This window comes from Bradyrhizobium sp. WSM4872, assembly GCF_055811715.1.
On sequence record NZ_JBVVPT010000017.1, the window covers coordinates 67,212 to 84,323 of the forward strand.

General features: G+C 64.8%; 17 protein-coding genes. 7 read left to right on the forward strand and 10 right to left on the reverse strand.

Features of this window, described 5'->3' with window-relative positions; genetic code table 11:
* Positions 1 to 74 precede the first annotated feature (74 nt).
* Entirely contained in the window at positions 75 to 1,151 is a 1,077-nt protein-coding gene (locus AC0L3C_RS22140; RefSeq protein ID WP_027566587.1) for a BMP family ABC transporter substrate-binding protein, read from the forward strand.
* Between the two features lie 112 nt (positions 1,152 to 1,263).
* Here the strand turns inward: AC0L3C_RS22140 and AC0L3C_RS22145 are convergent, their stop codons facing one another.
* Positions 1,264 to 2,613: an 8-oxoguanine deaminase gene (locus tag AC0L3C_RS22145; protein ID WP_473408976.1), complete on the reverse strand. Its 1,350-nt coding sequence runs from the start codon at positions 2,611 to 2,613 to the stop codon at positions 1,264 to 1,266.
* Positions 2,614 to 2,764: 151 nt separating this feature from the next.
* Between AC0L3C_RS22145 and AC0L3C_RS22150 the strand changes: the two genes are divergently transcribed.
* From AC0L3C_RS22150 to AC0L3C_RS22160, 3 genes are read left to right on the forward strand one after another with little or no spacing between them, the layout of a single operon-like run.
* Positions 2,765 to 3,592, forward strand: a complete 828-nt coding sequence (locus tag AC0L3C_RS22150) for an FAD binding domain-containing protein (protein ID WP_473408977.1) — start codon at positions 2,765 to 2,767, stop codon at positions 3,590 to 3,592.
* Positions 3,589 to 6,312, forward strand: coding sequence for a molybdopterin-dependent oxidoreductase (locus AC0L3C_RS22155; RefSeq protein ID WP_473408978.1), 2,724 nt, complete (start codon positions 3,589 to 3,591; stop codon positions 6,310 to 6,312). The genes AC0L3C_RS22150 and AC0L3C_RS22155 overlap by 4 nt, the downstream gene beginning before the upstream one ends.
* 22 nt (positions 6,313 to 6,334) lie before the next feature.
* Entirely contained in the window at positions 6,335 to 7,732 is a 1,398-nt protein-coding gene (locus AC0L3C_RS22160; protein WP_473408979.1) for a nucleobase:cation symporter-2 family protein, read from the forward strand.
* Here the strand turns inward: AC0L3C_RS22160 and uraD are convergent.
* The 4 genes from uraD to AC0L3C_RS22180 form a co-directional block, all read right to left on the reverse strand.
* Positions 7,729 to 8,616, reverse strand: a complete 888-nt coding sequence (uraD, locus tag AC0L3C_RS22165; RefSeq protein ID WP_473408980.1) for a 2-oxo-4-hydroxy-4-carboxy-5-ureidoimidazoline decarboxylase — start codon at positions 8,614 to 8,616, stop codon at positions 7,729 to 7,731. The genes AC0L3C_RS22160 and uraD overlap by 4 nt on opposite strands.
* 7 nt (positions 8,617 to 8,623) lie before the next feature.
* The gene (gene puuE, locus AC0L3C_RS22170; RefSeq protein WP_473408981.1) at positions 8,624 to 9,559 is read right to left on the reverse strand and encodes an allantoinase PuuE; all 936 of its coding nucleotides are present in this window, start codon (positions 9,557 to 9,559) and stop codon (positions 8,624 to 8,626) included.
* On the reverse strand, positions 9,560 to 9,973 hold the full coding sequence (locus AC0L3C_RS22175; RefSeq protein WP_007601448.1) for a DUF3830 family protein: 414 nt from the start codon (positions 9,971 to 9,973) through the stop codon (positions 9,560 to 9,562).
* Positions 9,974 to 10,062: 89 nt separating this feature from the next.
* Positions 10,063 to 10,341 (reverse strand): hypothetical protein, encoded by a 279-nt coding sequence (locus tag AC0L3C_RS22180; protein WP_473408982.1) that lies wholly within the window; start codon positions 10,339 to 10,341, stop codon positions 10,063 to 10,065.
* A gap of 226 nt (positions 10,342 to 10,567) precedes the next feature.
* On the opposite strand from AC0L3C_RS22180, the gene AC0L3C_RS22185 reads away from it, so the two are divergent.
* Positions 10,568 to 10,786 (forward strand): hypothetical protein, encoded by a 219-nt coding sequence (locus AC0L3C_RS22185; RefSeq protein WP_473408983.1) that lies wholly within the window; start codon positions 10,568 to 10,570, stop codon positions 10,784 to 10,786.
* Positions 10,787 to 11,778: 992 nt separating this feature from the next.
* Here the strand turns inward: AC0L3C_RS22185 and AC0L3C_RS22190 are convergent.
* Together AC0L3C_RS22190 and AC0L3C_RS22195 are read right to left on the reverse strand one after the other, a co-directional pair.
* Positions 11,779 to 12,168: a hypothetical protein gene (locus tag AC0L3C_RS22190; RefSeq protein ID WP_473408984.1), complete on the reverse strand. Its 390-nt coding sequence runs from the start codon at positions 12,166 to 12,168 to the stop codon at positions 11,779 to 11,781.
* Positions 12,161 to 12,409 (reverse strand): hypothetical protein, encoded by a 249-nt coding sequence (locus AC0L3C_RS22195; protein ID WP_473281824.1) that lies wholly within the window; start codon positions 12,407 to 12,409, stop codon positions 12,161 to 12,163. The genes AC0L3C_RS22190 and AC0L3C_RS22195 overlap by 8 nt, the downstream gene beginning before the upstream one ends.
* Before the next feature lie 47 nt (positions 12,410 to 12,456).
* Between AC0L3C_RS22195 and AC0L3C_RS22200 the strand changes: the two genes are divergently transcribed.
* Entirely contained in the window at positions 12,457 to 12,714 is a 258-nt protein-coding gene (locus AC0L3C_RS22200; protein ID WP_473408985.1) for a DUF2798 domain-containing protein, read from the forward strand.
* Positions 12,715 to 12,765: 51 nt separating this feature from the next.
* Here the strand turns inward: AC0L3C_RS22200 and AC0L3C_RS22205 are convergent, their stop codons facing one another.
* The 3 genes from AC0L3C_RS22205 to AC0L3C_RS22215 all read right to left on the reverse strand — a co-directional run bounded on the left by AC0L3C_RS22205 (position 12,766) and on the right by AC0L3C_RS22215 (position 16,004).
* Entirely contained in the window at positions 12,766 to 14,553 is a 1,788-nt protein-coding gene (locus AC0L3C_RS22205) for a chloride channel protein (RefSeq protein ID WP_473408986.1), read from the reverse strand.
* A 12-nt stretch (positions 14,554 to 14,565) separates the two neighbouring features.
* Complete coding sequence (locus tag AC0L3C_RS22210) at positions 14,566 to 15,219, reverse strand: L-fuculose-phosphate aldolase (protein ID WP_473264918.1); 654 nt, start codon at positions 15,217 to 15,219, stop codon at positions 14,566 to 14,568.
* A gap of 158 nt (positions 15,220 to 15,377) precedes the next feature.
* Complete coding sequence (locus AC0L3C_RS22215; protein ID WP_473264919.1) at positions 15,378 to 16,004, reverse strand: MarC family protein; 627 nt, start codon at positions 16,002 to 16,004, stop codon at positions 15,378 to 15,380.
* On the opposite strand from AC0L3C_RS22215, the gene AC0L3C_RS22220 reads away from it, so the two are divergent.
* Positions 15,973 to 17,109 carry a gamma-glutamyl-gamma-aminobutyrate hydrolase family protein gene (locus AC0L3C_RS22220; RefSeq protein ID WP_473408987.1) on the forward strand — a complete coding sequence of 379 codons (1,137 nt, stop codon included), beginning with the start codon at positions 15,973 to 15,975 and terminating at the stop codon, positions 17,107 to 17,109. The genes AC0L3C_RS22215 and AC0L3C_RS22220 overlap by 32 nt on opposite strands.
* Positions 17,110 to 17,112: the final 3 nt, after the last annotated feature.

Below are 17,112 nucleotides of genomic sequence, written 5' to 3' on the forward strand. Positions count from 1 at the left end.
TCATTTCCGCGGCGTGCGCGATGGGGCGCGCACGTTGGGGATCGTGGCTTTCCCCTGATGTTTGGAGATTGATGATGAGGAAATCACTTCTTGCGCTGGCTGCCGGGCTTTTGCTTGCCGGGAGCGTCAGTGCAGCCTCCGCCGCCGACAAGCTGAAAGTCGGATTTATCTACCTCGGCCCGGTCGGTGACCTCGGCTGGACCTATCAGCATGAGCTGGCACGCCAGGCGCTGGTGAAGGAGCTCGGCGACAAGATCGAGACCACCTTTCTCGAAAACGTGCCTGAGGGCCCCGACGCCGAACGCTCCATCGAGCAGCTCGTCCGCGCCGGCAACAAGCTGATCTTCACCACCTCGTTCGGCTACATGGATCCGACGCTGAAGGTCGCGAAGAAATATCCGAACGTGCATTTCGAGCACGCGACCGGATACAAGCGCAATCCGAACATGTCGACCTATTCGGCCAAATGGTACCAGGGCCGCTACATCCAGGGCCTGATCGCGGCCAAGATGTCGAAGTCCGGCGTGCTCGGCTATATCGGCTCGTTCCCGATTCCCGAGGTCGTCTCCGGCATCAACGCGACGATCCTCGCCGCACAGACAATCAACCCGAACATCAAGGTCAAGATCATCTGGGCCAATACCTGGTTCGACCCGGGCAAGGAGGCCGACGCCGCCAAGGCGCTGATCGACCAGGGCGCGGATGTGATCATGCAGCACACGGACTCGCCGGCGGCAATGCAGATCGCCAGCGAACGCGGCAAGCTCGCCTTCGGCCAGGATTCCGAGATGATCAAGTTCGGGCCGAAGACCCAGCTGACCTCGATTCTCGATACTTGGGGCCCCTACTACATCGCCCGGGTCAAGGCCGAGCTCGACGGAACCTGGAAATCCGAGGACAGCTGGGGCGGCCTCGACAGCCACATGTTCGCGATGGCGCCCTACACCAACATGCCTGACGACGTGAAGAAGATCGCCGAGGATGCCCAGGCCGCGATCACCGCGGGCAAGCTGCATCCGTTCAAGTGCCCGGTCCTTGGGCAAGACGGCAAGCCGGTCGAGTGCAAGGGCGGCGCCAATCTCGACGACGGCCAGATCCTCGGTATGAATTTCTACGTCAAGGGCATCGACGACAAGCTGCCGGGCAAGTAGCACGCTTCTTGCATCGTCTAAATCACCTGCTCCTCCCGGAGGAGGTTCGGAGGGGGTGGCCAGAAGCACCCGGCACTTGTGGTCGCCCCCTCTTTCTATTTTCGCCTGGATATCATCCAGCCTGCATGGCCCGTGCCGCCGAACTGTGGCGGTGGATGAGGTCTGCCACATCCAGGCCGGGGATCGCGCCGTCGATCACGGCCCATTTCCCTGCCACCATCACCCTGTCGGCCCGATGCGCCCCGCACAGGACGACCGCGGCCAGGGGATCGCCATGGCCGGAGAAGCGCAGCTCGTCGAGCCTGAACAGCGCGAGATCGGCCGCCTTGCCGACGGCGATCTCGCCAAGTTCCGGCCGGCCGACGCAGGCTGCCGAGCCCTTGGTGGCCCAGCGCAGCGCATCCTTGTGACTGACCTTCGTCACCCCGTAGCGCGCCCGCTGCAGCAGGAACGCGGCCCGCACCTCCTGCATCAGGTTCGATCCGTCGTTCGAGGCCGAGCCATCGACGCCGATACCGATGCCGACACCGGCCTCCTCCATCTCGCAGACGGGGCAGCAGCCGGAGGCCAGGAGCTGGTTGCTGCAGGCGCAATGACTGATCGTCGTCTTCGCCCTGCCGAGCCGCTTCATCTCGTCGGCATTGAAAAAGATGCCGTGGGCGAGCCAGGTCCGCGCGTTGAGCCAGCCGCATTGCTCGAGATAGTCGAGTGGGCGGCAGCCGTACATCTGCTGGCAGAATTTGTTCTCGTCCTCGGTCTCGGCGAGATGGGTGTGCAGGCGCACGTCGAGCTTGCCGGCAAGCTCTGCGGTGGCGCGCATCAGGGACGTCGTTACCGAGAACGGCGAGCAAGGCGCAAGCGCAATCTGTACCATCGCATCCGGACCGCGCTGGTGATATTTCGCCACCACGCGCGCGCTGTCGGCGAGGATGGTGTCCTCGTCCTGCACGACGCTATCAGGCGGCAGACCGCCGTCGCGCTGCGACAGGTTCATCGAGCCGCGCGTGAGCAGCACGCGAACACCAAGCCGCTTTGCGACTTCGACCTCGATGTCGACGGACTCCTCGAGGCCCGCGGGGAAGACGTAGTGATGATCCGTCGTGGTGGTGCAGCCCGACAGCAGCAGCTCGGACATCGCCACCGTGACAGCGAGTTCGAGCGCATCAGGCGTCAGCTTCGCCCACACCGGATAGAGCGCCTGGAGCCAGGGAAACAGCTCGCGGTCCATCGCCGCCGGCAGCGCGCGCGTCAGCGTCTGGTAGAAATGGTGATGGGTGTTGATGAGGCCCGGCAGCACGACGTGGTCGCCGGCATCGAACACCGCGACGTCAGCGGTTGCGGGCGCAGCGCCGGCCGGCACCAGCTCGATGACCCGGCCGCCTTTCACCACGATCCCGCGCTCGGCGCCATCGGCGAGGACAGCCAGGGGATCCCTGATCCAGATCGGCTTTGCGTCGCTCATGAAACTGCTCTCCTCACATCCGCTGACGACAGGCCTGCAAGGCAGGGGCCGGTCTGGTCGCGTTTTGCTGCGACTTGTTGTTGCGACTTGGCGCTCGTCTTGCAAGACTTTCTCCTGGCTCGATTCACTCGTTGGAAGCGTTGGCCTCGCCATGGACTTGAATACCATCACAGCGGTCGCCCATCCGCAAACGCGCGCGCAGCTGCCCGTTTGGACGCCAGGCGATGCTTGGCTCGCGGGCGGCACCTGGCTGTTCTCGGAGCCGCAGGTTCACTTGACCAGGCTCATCGATCTCACCGATCTCAAATGGTCGGCGCTGACGGTCACCGAGAGCCATCTCAGCATCGCAGCCACCTGCACCGTCGCGCAGCTCGATGGATTCGCCTACCCACCGGATTGGTTCGCGGCACCGCTGATCAACCAGTGCTGCCGCGCCTTCCTGGCTTCGTTCAAGATATGGAAGACGGCAACCGTCGGCGGCAATCTCTGCATGTCGCTGCCGGCGGGACCGATGATCTCGCTCACCGCTGCGCTGGAGGGCATCTGCACCATCTGGAAGGCCGGCGGCGGCGAACAGATGATGCCCGTCGTCGACTTCGTCACCGGCAACCAACGCAACCGTCTGGCGCCAGGGGATCTGCTCCGGCAGATCGATATTCCGATCGCCGCGCTGAAGCGTCGTACGGTGTTTCGCCAGATCTCGCTCGCGCCGGTCGGCCGCTCGGCGGCGCTCCTGATCGGCAGTCTGGATGCCGATGGCACGCTGGCGCTCACAGTCACCGCGTCGACGGTGCGGCCGATCCGGCTGTCCTTCCCCAAGCCACCCGACGCGAAAGCACTTCGCGAGGCCATCGCGCAGCAGATCACGCACGACCTGTACCACACCGACATCCACGGCAAGCCGCTCTGGCGCAAGCACATGACACTGCGGCTTGCCGAAGAGATCCGCGACGAACTCCTCGGAGCACCGCCGTCATGAGCTTCGAGGTCAATGGCACGACGTTTCCGCAGGAGCCACGCGCCGGCCAGTGCCTGCGCACGTTCCTGCGCGAGCTCGGCCATTTCGGCGTGAAGAAGGGCTGCGACGCCGGCGATTGCGGCGCCTGCACCGTGCTGCTCGACGGCGAGCCGGTGCATAGCTGCCTGATCCCGGCGTTCCGCGCCGAAGGCCGTGCCGTCACCACGATCGAAGGTCTGGGCGGAGACGGCGGCGCGCACCCGATGCAGCAGGCTTTCCTCGACGCCCAAGGCTTTCAGTGCGGCTTCTGCACCGCCGGCATGATCCTGACCTGCGCCTCGCTGAACCAGGCGCAGCGCACCGATCTCGGCGTGGCACTGAAGGGCAATATCTGCCGCTGCACCGGGTATCGTTCGATCGAGGATGCGTTGCTCGGCAAGACCAATGTCGAGGAGAGCGTCGAGGCTGGCGCCGCATTCGGCCGCAGCCTGCCGGCGCCAGCTGGCCCCGACGTCGTGCGCGGCAAGGCGCGCTACACGTTCGACACGCAGATCGGCGGCCTGCTGCATATCAAGCTGCTCCGTTCGCCCCACGCCCACGCCAGGATCGTCGCGATCGACAAGTCGGAAGCGCTGAGCGTTCCCGGCGTGCACGCGGTGCTGACGCATGAGGATGCGCCAACTACTCTGATGTCGACCGCGCGGCATGAGAAGGACTGGATGGATCCCGAGGACACCCGTGTCCTCGACGACATCGTCCGCTTCATCGGCCAGAAGGTCGCCGCCGTCGTCGCAGACAGCGAAGCCGCCGCCGAGGACGCATGCCGCCGGCTGAAGGTCAGTTACGAGATTTTGCCCGCGCTGGTCGATCCGGAGCAGGCGATGGCGCCCGGTGCACCCGTCATTCATCCCGACCGCACCACCGCGAACCGTGTTGCCGACGCCCAGCGCAACCTCGCCGCGGAGACGCATGGCGAATTCGGCGACGTGGCGGCTGCGCTCGCGACATCCGCCGCCACCTTCGAGGGCACCTTCCATAGTCACCGTGTGCAGCATGCCGCACTGGAGACCCATGGCGGCCTCGCCTGGCTCGATGCTTCCGGCGTGCTCAACGTTCGCACCTCGACGCAAGTGCCGTTCCTGACCCGGCGCGCACTGTCTGATATCTTCGAGCTTCCCATGGACAAGGTCCGCGTGTTCTGCGAGCGCGTCGGTGGCGGCTTCGGCGGCAAGCAGGAGATGTTCGTCGAGGACATTCTGGCGCTCGCCGCGCTCAAGACCGGACGGCCGGTGAAGCTGGAGCTCACCCGCGAGGAGCAGTTCGTCGCAACGTCGACGCGGCATCCGATGCGGGTCCACGTCAAGGCCGGGGCAGACGCGGACGGCAAGCTCACGGCGCTCCAGCTCGACGTGCTCTCCAACACCGGCGCCTACGGCAATCACGCCGGCCCCGTGATGTTCCACTCGCTGGCCGAATCCATCAGCGTCTACAATTGCCCGAACAAGCGGGTCGACGGCTACGCGGTCTACACCAATACGGTGCCGGCAGGCGCGTTTCGCGGTTATGGCTTGCCGCAAACACTGATCGCGGTCGAGGCCGCGATCGACGAACTGGCCAAGCAGCTCGGCATCAGCCCTTACGAGATGCGCCGGCGCAACGTCGTCAAGCCCGGCGACCCCATGCTGTCGCCGCCGCCGTCGGAATTTCACGATGTGCACTACGGCTCCTACGGGCTCGACCAGTGCCTCGACCTCGTCGAGCGCGCGATGCAGGCTGATGGCCCACAGCCGGACCTGTCGCCGGAGTGGCTGATCGGCGACGGCGTCGCGCTGACCATGATCGACACGGTGCCCCCGGCGGGCCATCTCGCGGATGCGATGGTCACGCTCAACGACGACGCCAGCTTCGATCTCACCGTCGGCACCGCCGAATTCGGCAACGGCACCAGCACCGTGCACCGGCAGATCGCGGCGACCACGCTTGCGACCACCGTCGACCGCATCCGCCTGCGCCAGTCCGACACCGCCCATGGCGGCCACGACACCGGCGCCTATGGCAGCGCCGGCATGTTCGTCGCCGGCAAAGCGACGCATGCCGCGACCATGCAGCTTGCGACCGAGCTGAAGGCGGCCGCCGCCGGCGCATGGCTCTGCGACGTCGGGAGCTGCACCCTCGAGAGCGAAGCCGTCGTCAGTGGCGTGCGGCGCATGTCCTTTGCGGAACTGGCAAAGCTCGCGCGCGAACGCGGACAGCCGTTCGCAGGCGCCGGCAATTCCGGCGGCACGCCGCGTTCGGTCGGCTTCAACGTGCACGGCTTTCGCGTCGCCGTGAACAAGGGCACCGGCGAGCTCCGGATTCTCAGGAGCGTGCATGCGGCGGACGCCGGCGTCGTCGCCAATCCCATGCAGTGCCGCGGTCAGGTCGAAGGCGGGGTCGCGCAGGCGCTCGGTGCCGCGCTCTACGAGGAGATGGTGATCGACGCGGACGGCCGCGTCACCAACCCGAAATTCCGCGACTACCACCTGCCCTCCTTCGCCGACGTGCCCCGCACCGAGGTCTTCTTCGCCGAGACCTCCGACACGATTGGCCCGCTGGGGGCGAAGTCGATGAGCGAGAGTCCGTACAATCCGGTCGCCGCCGCGCTCGGCAACGCGATCGCGGACGCCACCGGCATCCGCTTCACGGCGCCGCCCTTCAAGCCGGACCGGCTGTTTCCGGCGCTGCACGATAAATTCGGATAGGCATATTTCGGGGGATTCATCCATGACCAGCGAAGTGCATCCCGTCGACGAGGTCTTGCCGGTCCCGTGCCTGCTGGCGCTCGGTCTCCAGCATGTGCTGGTGATGTATGCCGGCGCGGTCGCGGTGCCGCTGATCATCGGGCGCGCGCTGAAGCTGCCGCCGGAGGATGTCGCTTTCCTGATCAGCGCCGACCTGTTCGCCTGCGGGCTCGCGACGCTGGTGCAATGTCTCGGTTTTGCCGGCGTCGGCATCCGACTGCCGGTGATGATGGGCGTGACCTTCGCATCCGTCGGTCCGATGCTGTCGATGGCGGCTTCACCCGACATCGGCCTGCTCGGCATCTACGGTTCGGTGATCGCGGCCGGCCTGTTCGGCATTGTCGCGGCGCCGTTCGTCAGCCGGCTGCTGCCGCTGTTCCCGCCCGTCGTCACCGGCAGCATCATTCTCGTCATTGGCATCTCCTTGATGCGGGTCGGCATCAACTGGGCGGGCGGCGGCCTGCCGACGCTAACCAAGCTGGTCGACGGCGTCGCCGGCAGCTTTCCCAATCCGGCCTACGGACAGTTGCAGGGGCTCGGCATCTCGCTGTTCGTCCTGCTGTTCATTCTCGGCCTGATCAAATGGGGCACCGGCTTCCTCGCCAACGTCTCCGTGCTGCTTGGCATCATCGCCGGTGCCGTGCTCGCGACCATCCTGGGCGTGATGCATTTCGACAAGGTCGCTGCGGCGTCCTGGGGCGCCGTCGTGATTCCGTTCCGCTTCGGCATGCCGCAATTCCATCTGGTGCCTGTTATCACCATGTGCGTCGTCATGGTCGTCGTGATGATCGAATCGCTGGGCATGTTCCTCGCGCTCGGCGACATCACCGGCAAGACGGTCGACCGCGAAGCCCTGAGCCGAGGTTTGCGCGCCGACGGCGTCGGCACGCTGCTCGGCGGCATCTTCAACACCTTCCCGTACACGTCGTTCTCGCAGAATGTCGGCCTGGTCTCGGTGACAGGCGTGCGCTCGCGCTGGGTCACGATCACAGGCGGCTGCATCATGCTCGTGCTCGGCCTGTTGCCGAAGCTCGCCGCGCTGGTCGAGGCCGTGCCGCTGGTCGTGCTCGGCGGCGCCGGCCTCGTGATGTTCGGCATGGTCGCCGCGACCGGCGCACGCATCCTCACCTCGGTCGACTTCCGCACCAATCGCTACAATCTCTTCATCGTCGCGATCTCGATCGGCTTCGGCCTGATCCCGCTCGCCGCACCCGGCTTCTTCAGGAATTTGCCGCATGATCTGCAGCCGCTGCTGGAGTCGGGCATCCTGCTGTGTGCGATCGTCTCGGTGCTGCTCAACGCCTTCTTCAACGGATTGAGCGGCGGTGCAGCGGCAGAAGCGGATGCAGCAGCGGTCGCCTCATCCGTGCAACATGTTTAACTGCCGCGATAGGTCGAATAGCTCCACGGCGTCACCAGCAGCGGCACGTGATAGTGGCTTTCCGGCTCGCTGATCGCAAAGCGCAGCGGGATCTCGTCGAGGAACGGCGGGTCGGAGAGCGGCACGTTGCGTTCGGCGTAATATTTGGCGACGCCAAACCGGAGCTCATAGCGGCCGATCGGCAGCGGCCGGCCGCCGATCAGCGGCTGGTCGGTGCGGCCGTCCGCATTGGTGATGGTGCGCGCAATCACCCGGCTCTCGCCGAGGTGCGCGAGCTCGACCAGCTCGACCGCAATGCCTGGCGCAGGCTTGCCGGCGTGGTTGTCCAGCACATGGGTCGAGAGTCGGCCGTGCACTTTCAGCTTGTCGTCAGCACTGACGAGCTGGTCCAGCCGCAGCGCAGCGATCCGGGAGATTTCCTCGAGCGCACGGCGTGTCTCGGTCTTGGCAATGTTCTGCAGTCGCGACTCGAAGTCACGCAGAATGGAATCCTTGGTGTGCCGGCGCGCGCAGACGATATAGGGGATACCAAATTTTTCGCGATACGCATTGTTCGCCCGCTCGAAGGCCGCATATTCGGTGTCCGACAGACGGTCTAGACCAGCGCTGCTCTGCTCGGCAGTCGAGTCAGGCGTGAGTCCCGCTGCGCGCTGGGTCTTGTTCGCGAGGTCGGGATGCGCGCGTATCAACGCCAGCTGCACCTCGGGCTCAGCGCTAGCGATCGCCGCCTTGATCGCGTCGAGCAGTGAATTGATCCCGGCAAACGGACGGCGCGCCGCGGCTTCTTGGGCAATCCAAGGCGAGTACTCGACCACGTTTTCAAGTGCGGCCACGAATTCATCGAAGCTCGCAGCATTGAGATCAGACAAGGCGATCTGTGACATTGCTTCCCTATCCGATCTCGAAAGCATCGTCCGCAAGGCCCGCATGCTTGTCGTGCCAATGCTGTGCGATCTGCAACCGCGTCGGCACCCAGACGCGCTCGTACTTGCCGATGTAGTCGAGGAAGCGGATCAGCCCCGCCGCGCGGCCGGGGCGGCCGGCGAGACGACAGTGCAGGCCGACCGACATCATCTTCGGCGCGCTCTCGCCTTCAGCATAGAGCACGTCGAAGGCATCCTTTAGATAGGTGAAGAACTGCTCGCCTTCGGCAAAGCCTTGCGGGTTGATGAAGCGCATGTCGTTGGCGTCGAGCGTATAGGGAATGACGAGCTGCTTGCCGCTCGCGCCCTTGACCCAATAGGGCAGATCATCGGCATAGGAATCGCTGAGATAGAGGAAGCCGCCCTCCTCCATCAACAGACGGTTGGTGTTGATCGAGGAGCGTCCGGTATACCAGCCGAGCGGCCGCGAGCCGGTCGCCGCGGTGTGGACGCGGATCGCTTCCGCGATCTCCGCGCGCTCCTGCGCCTCGGTCATGTCCTTGTGCTCGATCCACTTCAGGCTGTGGCTGGCGATGTCCCAGCCCGCCTCCTTCATGGCGGCAACGATTTCCGGATTGCGCTTCAGCGCTGTGGCGACACCGAACACGGTGGTCGGCCACTGCCGCTCGCTGAATATCCGCCACAGCCGCCAAAAGCCGGCCCGCGAGCCATATTCGAACATCGATTCGATATTGGCATGGCGCTGGCCAGGCCAAGGCTGCGCGCCGAGCACGTCGGACAGAAACGCTTCCGAGGCGGCATCGCCATGAAGGATGTTGTTTTCGCTGCCCTCCTCGAAATTAACGACGAACTGCACCGCGACCCGCGCGTTGCCGGGCCATTGCGGGTGCGGCGGGTTGCGGCCGTAACCGCGGAGATCGCGCGGGTAGCGGGGCTCAGTCACTCAGACTTCCTCGAAGCGGATCGGCAGCGCGCCCTTCCACAGCACGCTCTTGCCGAGCGTCGCCAGATTCTCCAGACCAGAGGTCAGCGTGATGAAATGGTTGCCGGCGAGCTGGCCCATCTTGCTCGCGAAGTGCACGCCGCCATAGGCCATCAGGATCTCGGTCTCGCTGATGCCGCCGGGATAGAGGATGATCTGCCCGGGCGCGGGATAGCTGGTGTGGTTCTCGTAGCCGACACCGAAATCGAGGTCGCCGAGTGGCATCCACACGCCCTCGCCGCTCCAGCGCACGTGGATGATGTGGCTTTCGAACGGCAGCGCCTTGCGGAACGCGGCGACAGTCTTGGGCGCCGCTTGCTCCTCGAAACGGGCATCGAAGGTGAAGTCGCCGGCGCGGATCACGAGTTTGGTCATCTCATCTCTCTGGATCGGGGGCGGTGGCCCCACGGGGAATTTTCAGGCAAAGAGCACTCCGTCGGGCTTCGCGCAAGGGGCGCGGCCCGTTACCTGCGGTCGTAGGACCAGCCGAAAACGCCGCTCCGCCGCGTCTCGGGCTCCGGCTCGGCGGCGGGCTGCGGCGCCTCCCTCAGTTGCGCCTGCGGCGGCGGAGGCGGCACCGGCAAATTCTCGCATTTCATGGAGTAGACCAGCTTGCCGTCCGCGGTCCGCCCGATCGGCGCGCAGGGGTCCGGATGCGCCGCCGATGTTTTTGGGGTCAGCTTGACCTGCGCCACGGCCGGCGAGGCGATCAGCAGAAGGACCAGCACATATTTCGACATCATTGTCGCCTGAAAACCGAATTTGGCCCATTGAACCGGATTGGAGGAGGCAAGTCCACCGGTGCCACGAGCGCGATTGCCGAATATTTAGCCGAGGCTAGAAAATTGGCTCGCCCCAATGTGATGTCGCGAGCGCTGATATCGGCTGGACGCATCGCCATGTCAGCCGCGACGGCGACATACAAAACAGACATCTCACAGCCGGGCGTCGTCACGGGAGAAACAAACAATGCAAAAGACTTTCATTATTCTGGGCGCGACGCTGATTGCCGCCGCGACGATCCAGACTGCCGCGGCGAACGACCGCCGTCATGTCCGCAAAGCGCAACCCCATCCCATCACCCAGTCGGTGCGCGACTCCAATGCCGCGCTCTGGCCGTCGCAGCCGACCGGGCCCGACTGGTCGCGCTATACCAACGGCGCGATGTCTGCACCAGCGGGACGGTGATATTGAAAGCATAGCGTTCGGTTACTCGAACCTCGTCATCGCGAGCCAACCCAATTCGCTCTCGTGTCCCGGACGCGCTGCAACGCGTGAGCGTTGCTGCGCAGAGCCGGGACCCAGGGGCGACACGGCGCAATGCGGCGAGATGGGCCCCGGCTCTGCAGTGCACCGCTGAAGAGGCGCTGCGCTGCGTCCGGGGCACGAGAGCGGATCTTCTTCGGCGTTCATTTTCGACTTGCAGACACGCCATCGCGTTCTCGCGACGCATTCGCCCGAGCTTTGCTTGGTCGCTTCACCCCCTTGTCCAAGAGGGCGCAGGGAAGGCCGGGTGCCGGCTGGCACCCGCGGTCCGCTGCGCGAAAAGCACACGCAGGAAAACCGCACAGCAGCATACAGGTGTAGCCAATCACTCGGCCTTCCCTGCGCGATGGTTGGACGGCTTATGCCGTGATCTCCCGGGAGCCGAGTTCCTGCTGGCCTCCCTCGTCCCAACGAAATTCACCGACACCGCGCCGGTTGACGCAGATGCCGCATTCGCCGGGGCTTGACCGTAGCAACGACGGCCAGGACCACACGGTTTTGCCGTACGCACGGCCCGCCATTTCGCCGCAGTTTTTCCAGCCCTGTCGACGGAGCCGGAAACTTACAGACGAGACGAAGCCTGACAGCGCCGCTCGTCGGAACGAAGCCTTGGGCTCACGGAGAGCAATCCGCCCTGCCCACGCCTCTCGCACCCGAACGCTGCCGCGTCCACCGCAAGCCCGGCTCGCGAACGTGACGACCACAAGATCGCCCCTCAAGGATGAGCCGGGATGACCGACACATACGCCGTTTCCGAATTTCGGTAAAGTGGAATATTTCTCCCGGAGGGGATTGACGCGCCCGCGACACAGGCCGGGCAATGAGACCTCGCGCAGACGCAACAAGGGGCGGTGCAAAACACCGCCCCTTGGCGCTATCTTGGCGCGAAACGAGACTGCGGCGAGGACAGGCGCCTAATACGGCTGATAATAGCCACGCGGACCATAGTAGGGACCGCCGCCGTAATATCCCTGGCCGCCGTAGTAAGGACCGGGGCCGTAATTATAGCGGTCCTCGTAGTACTCCTGGCGCCTGCTCTCTGCGATCGCGCCGCCGATCAGACCTGCCGCCACGCCCATGAAGGCGAGGCCTGCAGCGTTCGGGCCTCGACGATAATAGCGATGGCGGCGAGCCGCGCTGAAATCGGTGGCAGCCGGAGCGGCCGGGCTCGCGGCAGCGGCCTTGGTGGGCGCGGGCGAGTTGGCAGCCGAAGGCGTGATAGAGGCCGCAATCAGAACAAGACTTGCGAAAGCTGCCAACGCAACGTTACGGCCGGCTGCAGAAATCATCGGTCCCTTATTCATCTTGACCTTCCCTGTTCTCGCTCAAAGCGACACAATCAAACAAGACTAAATGCGCAAACCACTGAAATGGTTTCGGGATCGCGGCAATCTGCCACGCTTTGAACGATTGTAAGCCGAACGACCAGATCCAGCTTGAACCATCCAACATGAGCGGATAATGAACAGACGCACCATTTTTCGGTCGCCGTAAGCGTTTTACGTGAACCAACGCATCAACCGACGCCGTCGGGATCGATGCCATTCTTGGGTTCACCGTGACTGACGCGTCCTATTCCAAAGAGAAACCAGATGATTGCGGTTCGCAAACTGCCGGCGCGCTATGCGCCGATCGTGATGCCATTCGTGCTATCCGTCCTCATGACGGCCGTGGTGTCGGTCATTTCCACGCTTCGAAGCCTCGGCGCAACGCCGGCGTTTCTCGCGACCTGGCCGGGCGCCTGGGCGCTGTCATGGATCGTCGCGTTTCCGACGCTGCTGATGGTGCTGCCGCTGGTCCGCCGGATCGTGGCGAGCGTCGTTGCGGCTCCCTCCCAAGCGGGCCGATAGCAGGTGCGGACGGCGGCGCATGACGCACGCTGTCCCGCTTCCGCGCGACCTTTACGACAGCGCGCCGAGTACGCCGCGCGTCGCCTTGTCGATCTCCTCGACATAGCGGCGGCGGGCGAAGGTCTCGGTGAGGAAGCCGACCACCTTGCGGCTGTCGGTGGAATCGACCACCGCCAGCATCTCGGCCTCCGCCTCGTCGAACACCGCCATTGCCGACTTCACGTTCATTTCCGGAATCAGCACGATCTCGGTCAGGCGCGCGAGCTCGATCACCTGGATCTCGTCGGCGATGGTGTCGAGATCGCCGGAGAACAGGTCCGGCAGCAGGACGAGGCCGACATATTCGTCCGCATTGTTGACGATGACGATCCCGGGCCGCGAGCCCAGCGCGAATTCACGGCGGACCGCGGCGATCGTCGTGGTCGACGGCACCTTGCCGACATCGGAGCGCATCAGCCGCTCGACGGTGAGGTTGCGCAGCCAGCCGACGTCGTTGGCGCTGCGAATGGTCTCGCCGCGCAGATGCAAGCGCCAGGTGGAGAAGGAGTGTCCGAACATGAAGCGGACGCAGATCGAGGTGACGATGCAGCCGGCGAGCACCACGGCGGTGACGTCGACGTTGCGGGTCATCTCGAGCACGAGGAACGACATGGTCAAGGGACCGCCGACGATGGCGACGCCGAGCGTCGCCATGCCCGTCAGCATCGCGACCAGCGGATCGATCACGAAGTTCGGGCTGATCAAGAGCAGCACCGCGGAAAAGAACTTTCCGATCAGGCTGCCGACGAACAGCGAGGCAAAGAACAGCCCGCCGCGGAAGCCGGAGGCGAGCGAGATCAGGCAGGCCGTCACCTTCAAGGCGATGATCAGCGCGATCAGGCCGATCGTCATGTCGTGAAAGAGATCGAGCACCATCGCGCCGTGGCCGGCCGCCAACACCTGCGGCGTGACAATCGCAAAGCAGCCGACGATGAGGCCGCCGATCGCCGGGCGCAGCCAGACCGGCAGCCATTTGAACAGGCGCTCGAACATCGAGGACGAGCGCATCACGGCGATGCCGACGCCGCTGGTGACGAGCGCGAGCCCGATCAGCGCCAGATATTGCTCGACGCCGACGGCGCTGACCTTGGGTATTTCGAGCGAGTATGGCGCGCCGCCGAGCCATTGCGCGGTCAGTGCACCCGCGAGCGAGGCGGCGAGGATCGGCGCGGCGCTGCCGACCGAATAGACGCCGACGATCAGCTCGCAGGCGTAGAAGGCCCCGGTGATCGGTGCACCGAAGGCGGCTGCGATCGCCGCGGCGGCGCCGCAGCCGACGATCAGGCGCAGATCGTTGCGGCGCAGATTGAAGAACTTGCCGAGCAGCGAGGCGATGCCCGAGCCGATCTGGGTATAGCCGGCCTCGAGGCCGACGGAGGCGCCGCAGCCGTTCGAGATCAGCGTCTGGCTCGACACCACCACGCTGTCGCGCATCGACAGATTGCCGCCACGCAGCGCGTTCGCCTCGATCGGATCGACCGCGCTGGAGAGCTTGAGCCGTCGCCGCCACCACTCCATGATACCGAGGGCCAATCCGCCCAGCGCGGGCGCGATCAGCGCGGCCCAGGGACTGACGCTGGTATTGGCGGACAGACGCACGTCGATGGGAATGCCGTAGATCACCATATGCGCAATCTGCGCAATCTCGGCCATCAGCGTCACGATGGCGCCGGCGAGCGTGCCGATCATCAGCGCCAGCGGGATCAGATAAAATTCGTTGCTGCGCAGCAGCGCCCGCAGCCGAACCATGACGCGGTTCGTCCCCTTGCGGTCGGCGAGATGTCTGATCCGCAGGAACACTTTGTGTCCGCCCTACCCTTCCGACATGCCGTAACCGGACATGCGCTGGCGGACCCGCTCGATCTCGGCACTCGACAGCAGCGGCGGCTCTCCGATCTGGAGACAGCCGTGATATTGCCGCGCGAGCGTCTCGACCTCGACGGCGAGCCACATCGCCTTGTCCAACGACTTGCCGATCGCGATCATGCCGTGATGGTCGAGCAGGCAGGCAAGCCGGCCCTCCAGCGCCCGAACGGCATGCTCGGACAGCTCGGCGGTTCCGAAGGTGGCATAGGGCGCGCAGCGGATGCTGTCGCCGCCGGCGGCTGCGATCATGTAGTGCACGGGCGGGATCTCCAGGCCCATGATCGCCAGGATGGTGCAATAGGTCGGATGGGCGTGGACGACAGCGTTGACGTCTGGCCGGGCCTTCAGGATGTCGAGGTGGAAGCGCCACTCGCTGGACGGCTTCTGATCGGGCGCGTGCGAGCCGTTCATCGTCATGAACACGATCTGGTCCGGCGTCATGGCGTCGTAGGGCACGCTCGTCGGGGTGACCAGAAGCCCGTCCACATGCCGGACGCTGATATTGCCCGAGGTGCCCTGGTTGATGCCGAGCGCATTCATGCGGCGGCAGGCGCCGATGATGGCCTGTCTCTTGTCGAGCTCGTCCGCTGTCATCGACATCTCGATTTCCTGACGATGGGCGCCTGTCAGACGGGGAGTACGTCAAGCAATATGGCAGCGCAAGAGAAAGCGGACCGGATCGCGCGCGATCCCGCCAGCCCCCTCATGGCATCATGAAATAAACATGAAAATCAACGGATTAACAGATTGTCGCAGCTCTACGGCAAGCTCGCCCGGACCGCCGCGATCCCGTTGATCACGAACTGCACCGAATAGGCCGCGAGCAGCATGCCGAGCACGCGCGACAGGACGGCGTTGCCGGTGCGCCCAAGGCTCCGCGCGATCATGTTCGCGGAGACAAAGCAGAGCATGCAGAGCAGGCAGACGCAGAGCACGACCGCGATGATGATCGCGAGCCTCGGCCCGTAGCCGGCATCGCCCGTCAGGAGCAGCGTGGTCGCGATCGCGCCGGGACCGGCCATCATCGGGATCGCCAGCGGGAATACCGCGACGTCGGAGGCATGCTCGGAGCTTGCCTTGTCGGCCTCGCGGGCCTCGCGATGCGGACGGTCGCCGAAGATCATCTGATAGGACACGCCGAACAGCAGCAGCCCGCCGGCGATCTGGAAGGCGGGGATGCCGATCCCGAGCTGGCGCAGCAGCCAGTTTCCGATCAGGGCGATCACCACCAGGACCGACGCCGCAATCAGCGGCGCGCGTAGCGCGATGGTGCGTTTGGTCCCGTCGGGCATGCCTCCGGTCGCGGCGAGGAAGGCGGGCACGAGACCAACGGGATCGACCACCAGCAGCAACGTGACGAAGGCGGACAGGGAGAAATCAATCATGGCGCCTCTTCCGGTCCGACGGACCAAGCACGTCGCAATAACAAAAGTTAGTTCAGGGTCGGGTCAAAAAGATCAACCAGCTCAATCGCGAAGCAACCATTCCGCAGGATTGCCGTTGCACTCGGCATCAACACACGAACAGAAGCAGCCGAGACAATTGCACGAGCCCCGTTCCAGAATTGATCCGCACGATCCCATTTCCTGCAGCCGCTGGGCGCTTCGATTAGGGACAAACGTCAGAGAACTCAAGGCCGCCATTCACCAATTCGGCAGCGCCGCGGACGCAGTCGCCTACGGCCTTCAGCAGTGGCGGCTCACCGCATCCCGAGGCCAGTGGCAAGCCCGCAGCGACGCGCCGCAGGTCGGCATCCTCTCGGATTCCATCGTTGCACGCGGCGAGCAGCTTGCCTCCGTCGCCTTGGTCTGCGTCAACGCCGTCGGCCTCGTCGCTGGCGCGGTGCCGCGGGTCCTGCCCGCGGCTCCCGAAGCAGATGTCGATGAGTATCTCGACGGCCTCCACGGCCTCTTCATCGGCGGTGGACAGACCAACGTCCATCCTTTCCGCTACGGACAAACAGCCGACGAACCGCACGACGGTCCGTTTGATGAATTCCGCGACGAGGTCGCGCTTCGCCTGATTCCGCGCGCGCTAGCGCGCGGCATTCCCGCCCTGTTCGTCTGCCGCGGAATCCAGGAGCTCAACGTCGCCTTTGGCGGCACGCTGGTGAAGGAGCCGGACGGTTTGCCGGAGGACAAACGCCACGGCACGCCCGAGGCGGACAATGAGGATGCCCGCTATCGGCTGCGGCAAAAAGTGACGCTGCGCAAGAGTGGCGTCTTGCAACAGATCTGCGGCGCAGATGCCATCACGGTCAATTCGCTGCACAGCTTCCTGATCGCCGATCTGGCACCGGGTCTGGTGGCGGAGGCCGTGGCCGAAGACGGCTCGGTCGAGGCCGTCAGCGTTGAAGACGCGAGCGCTTTTGCGCTCGGCACGATCTTTCATCCGGATTATTGGGCGAGCTCCGACCATGCGTCGGCCCGCATTCTCTCTGCCTTCGGAGACGCGGTTCGCCAGCATGCGAAGGCGCAAGGGGCAGCGTAGGTC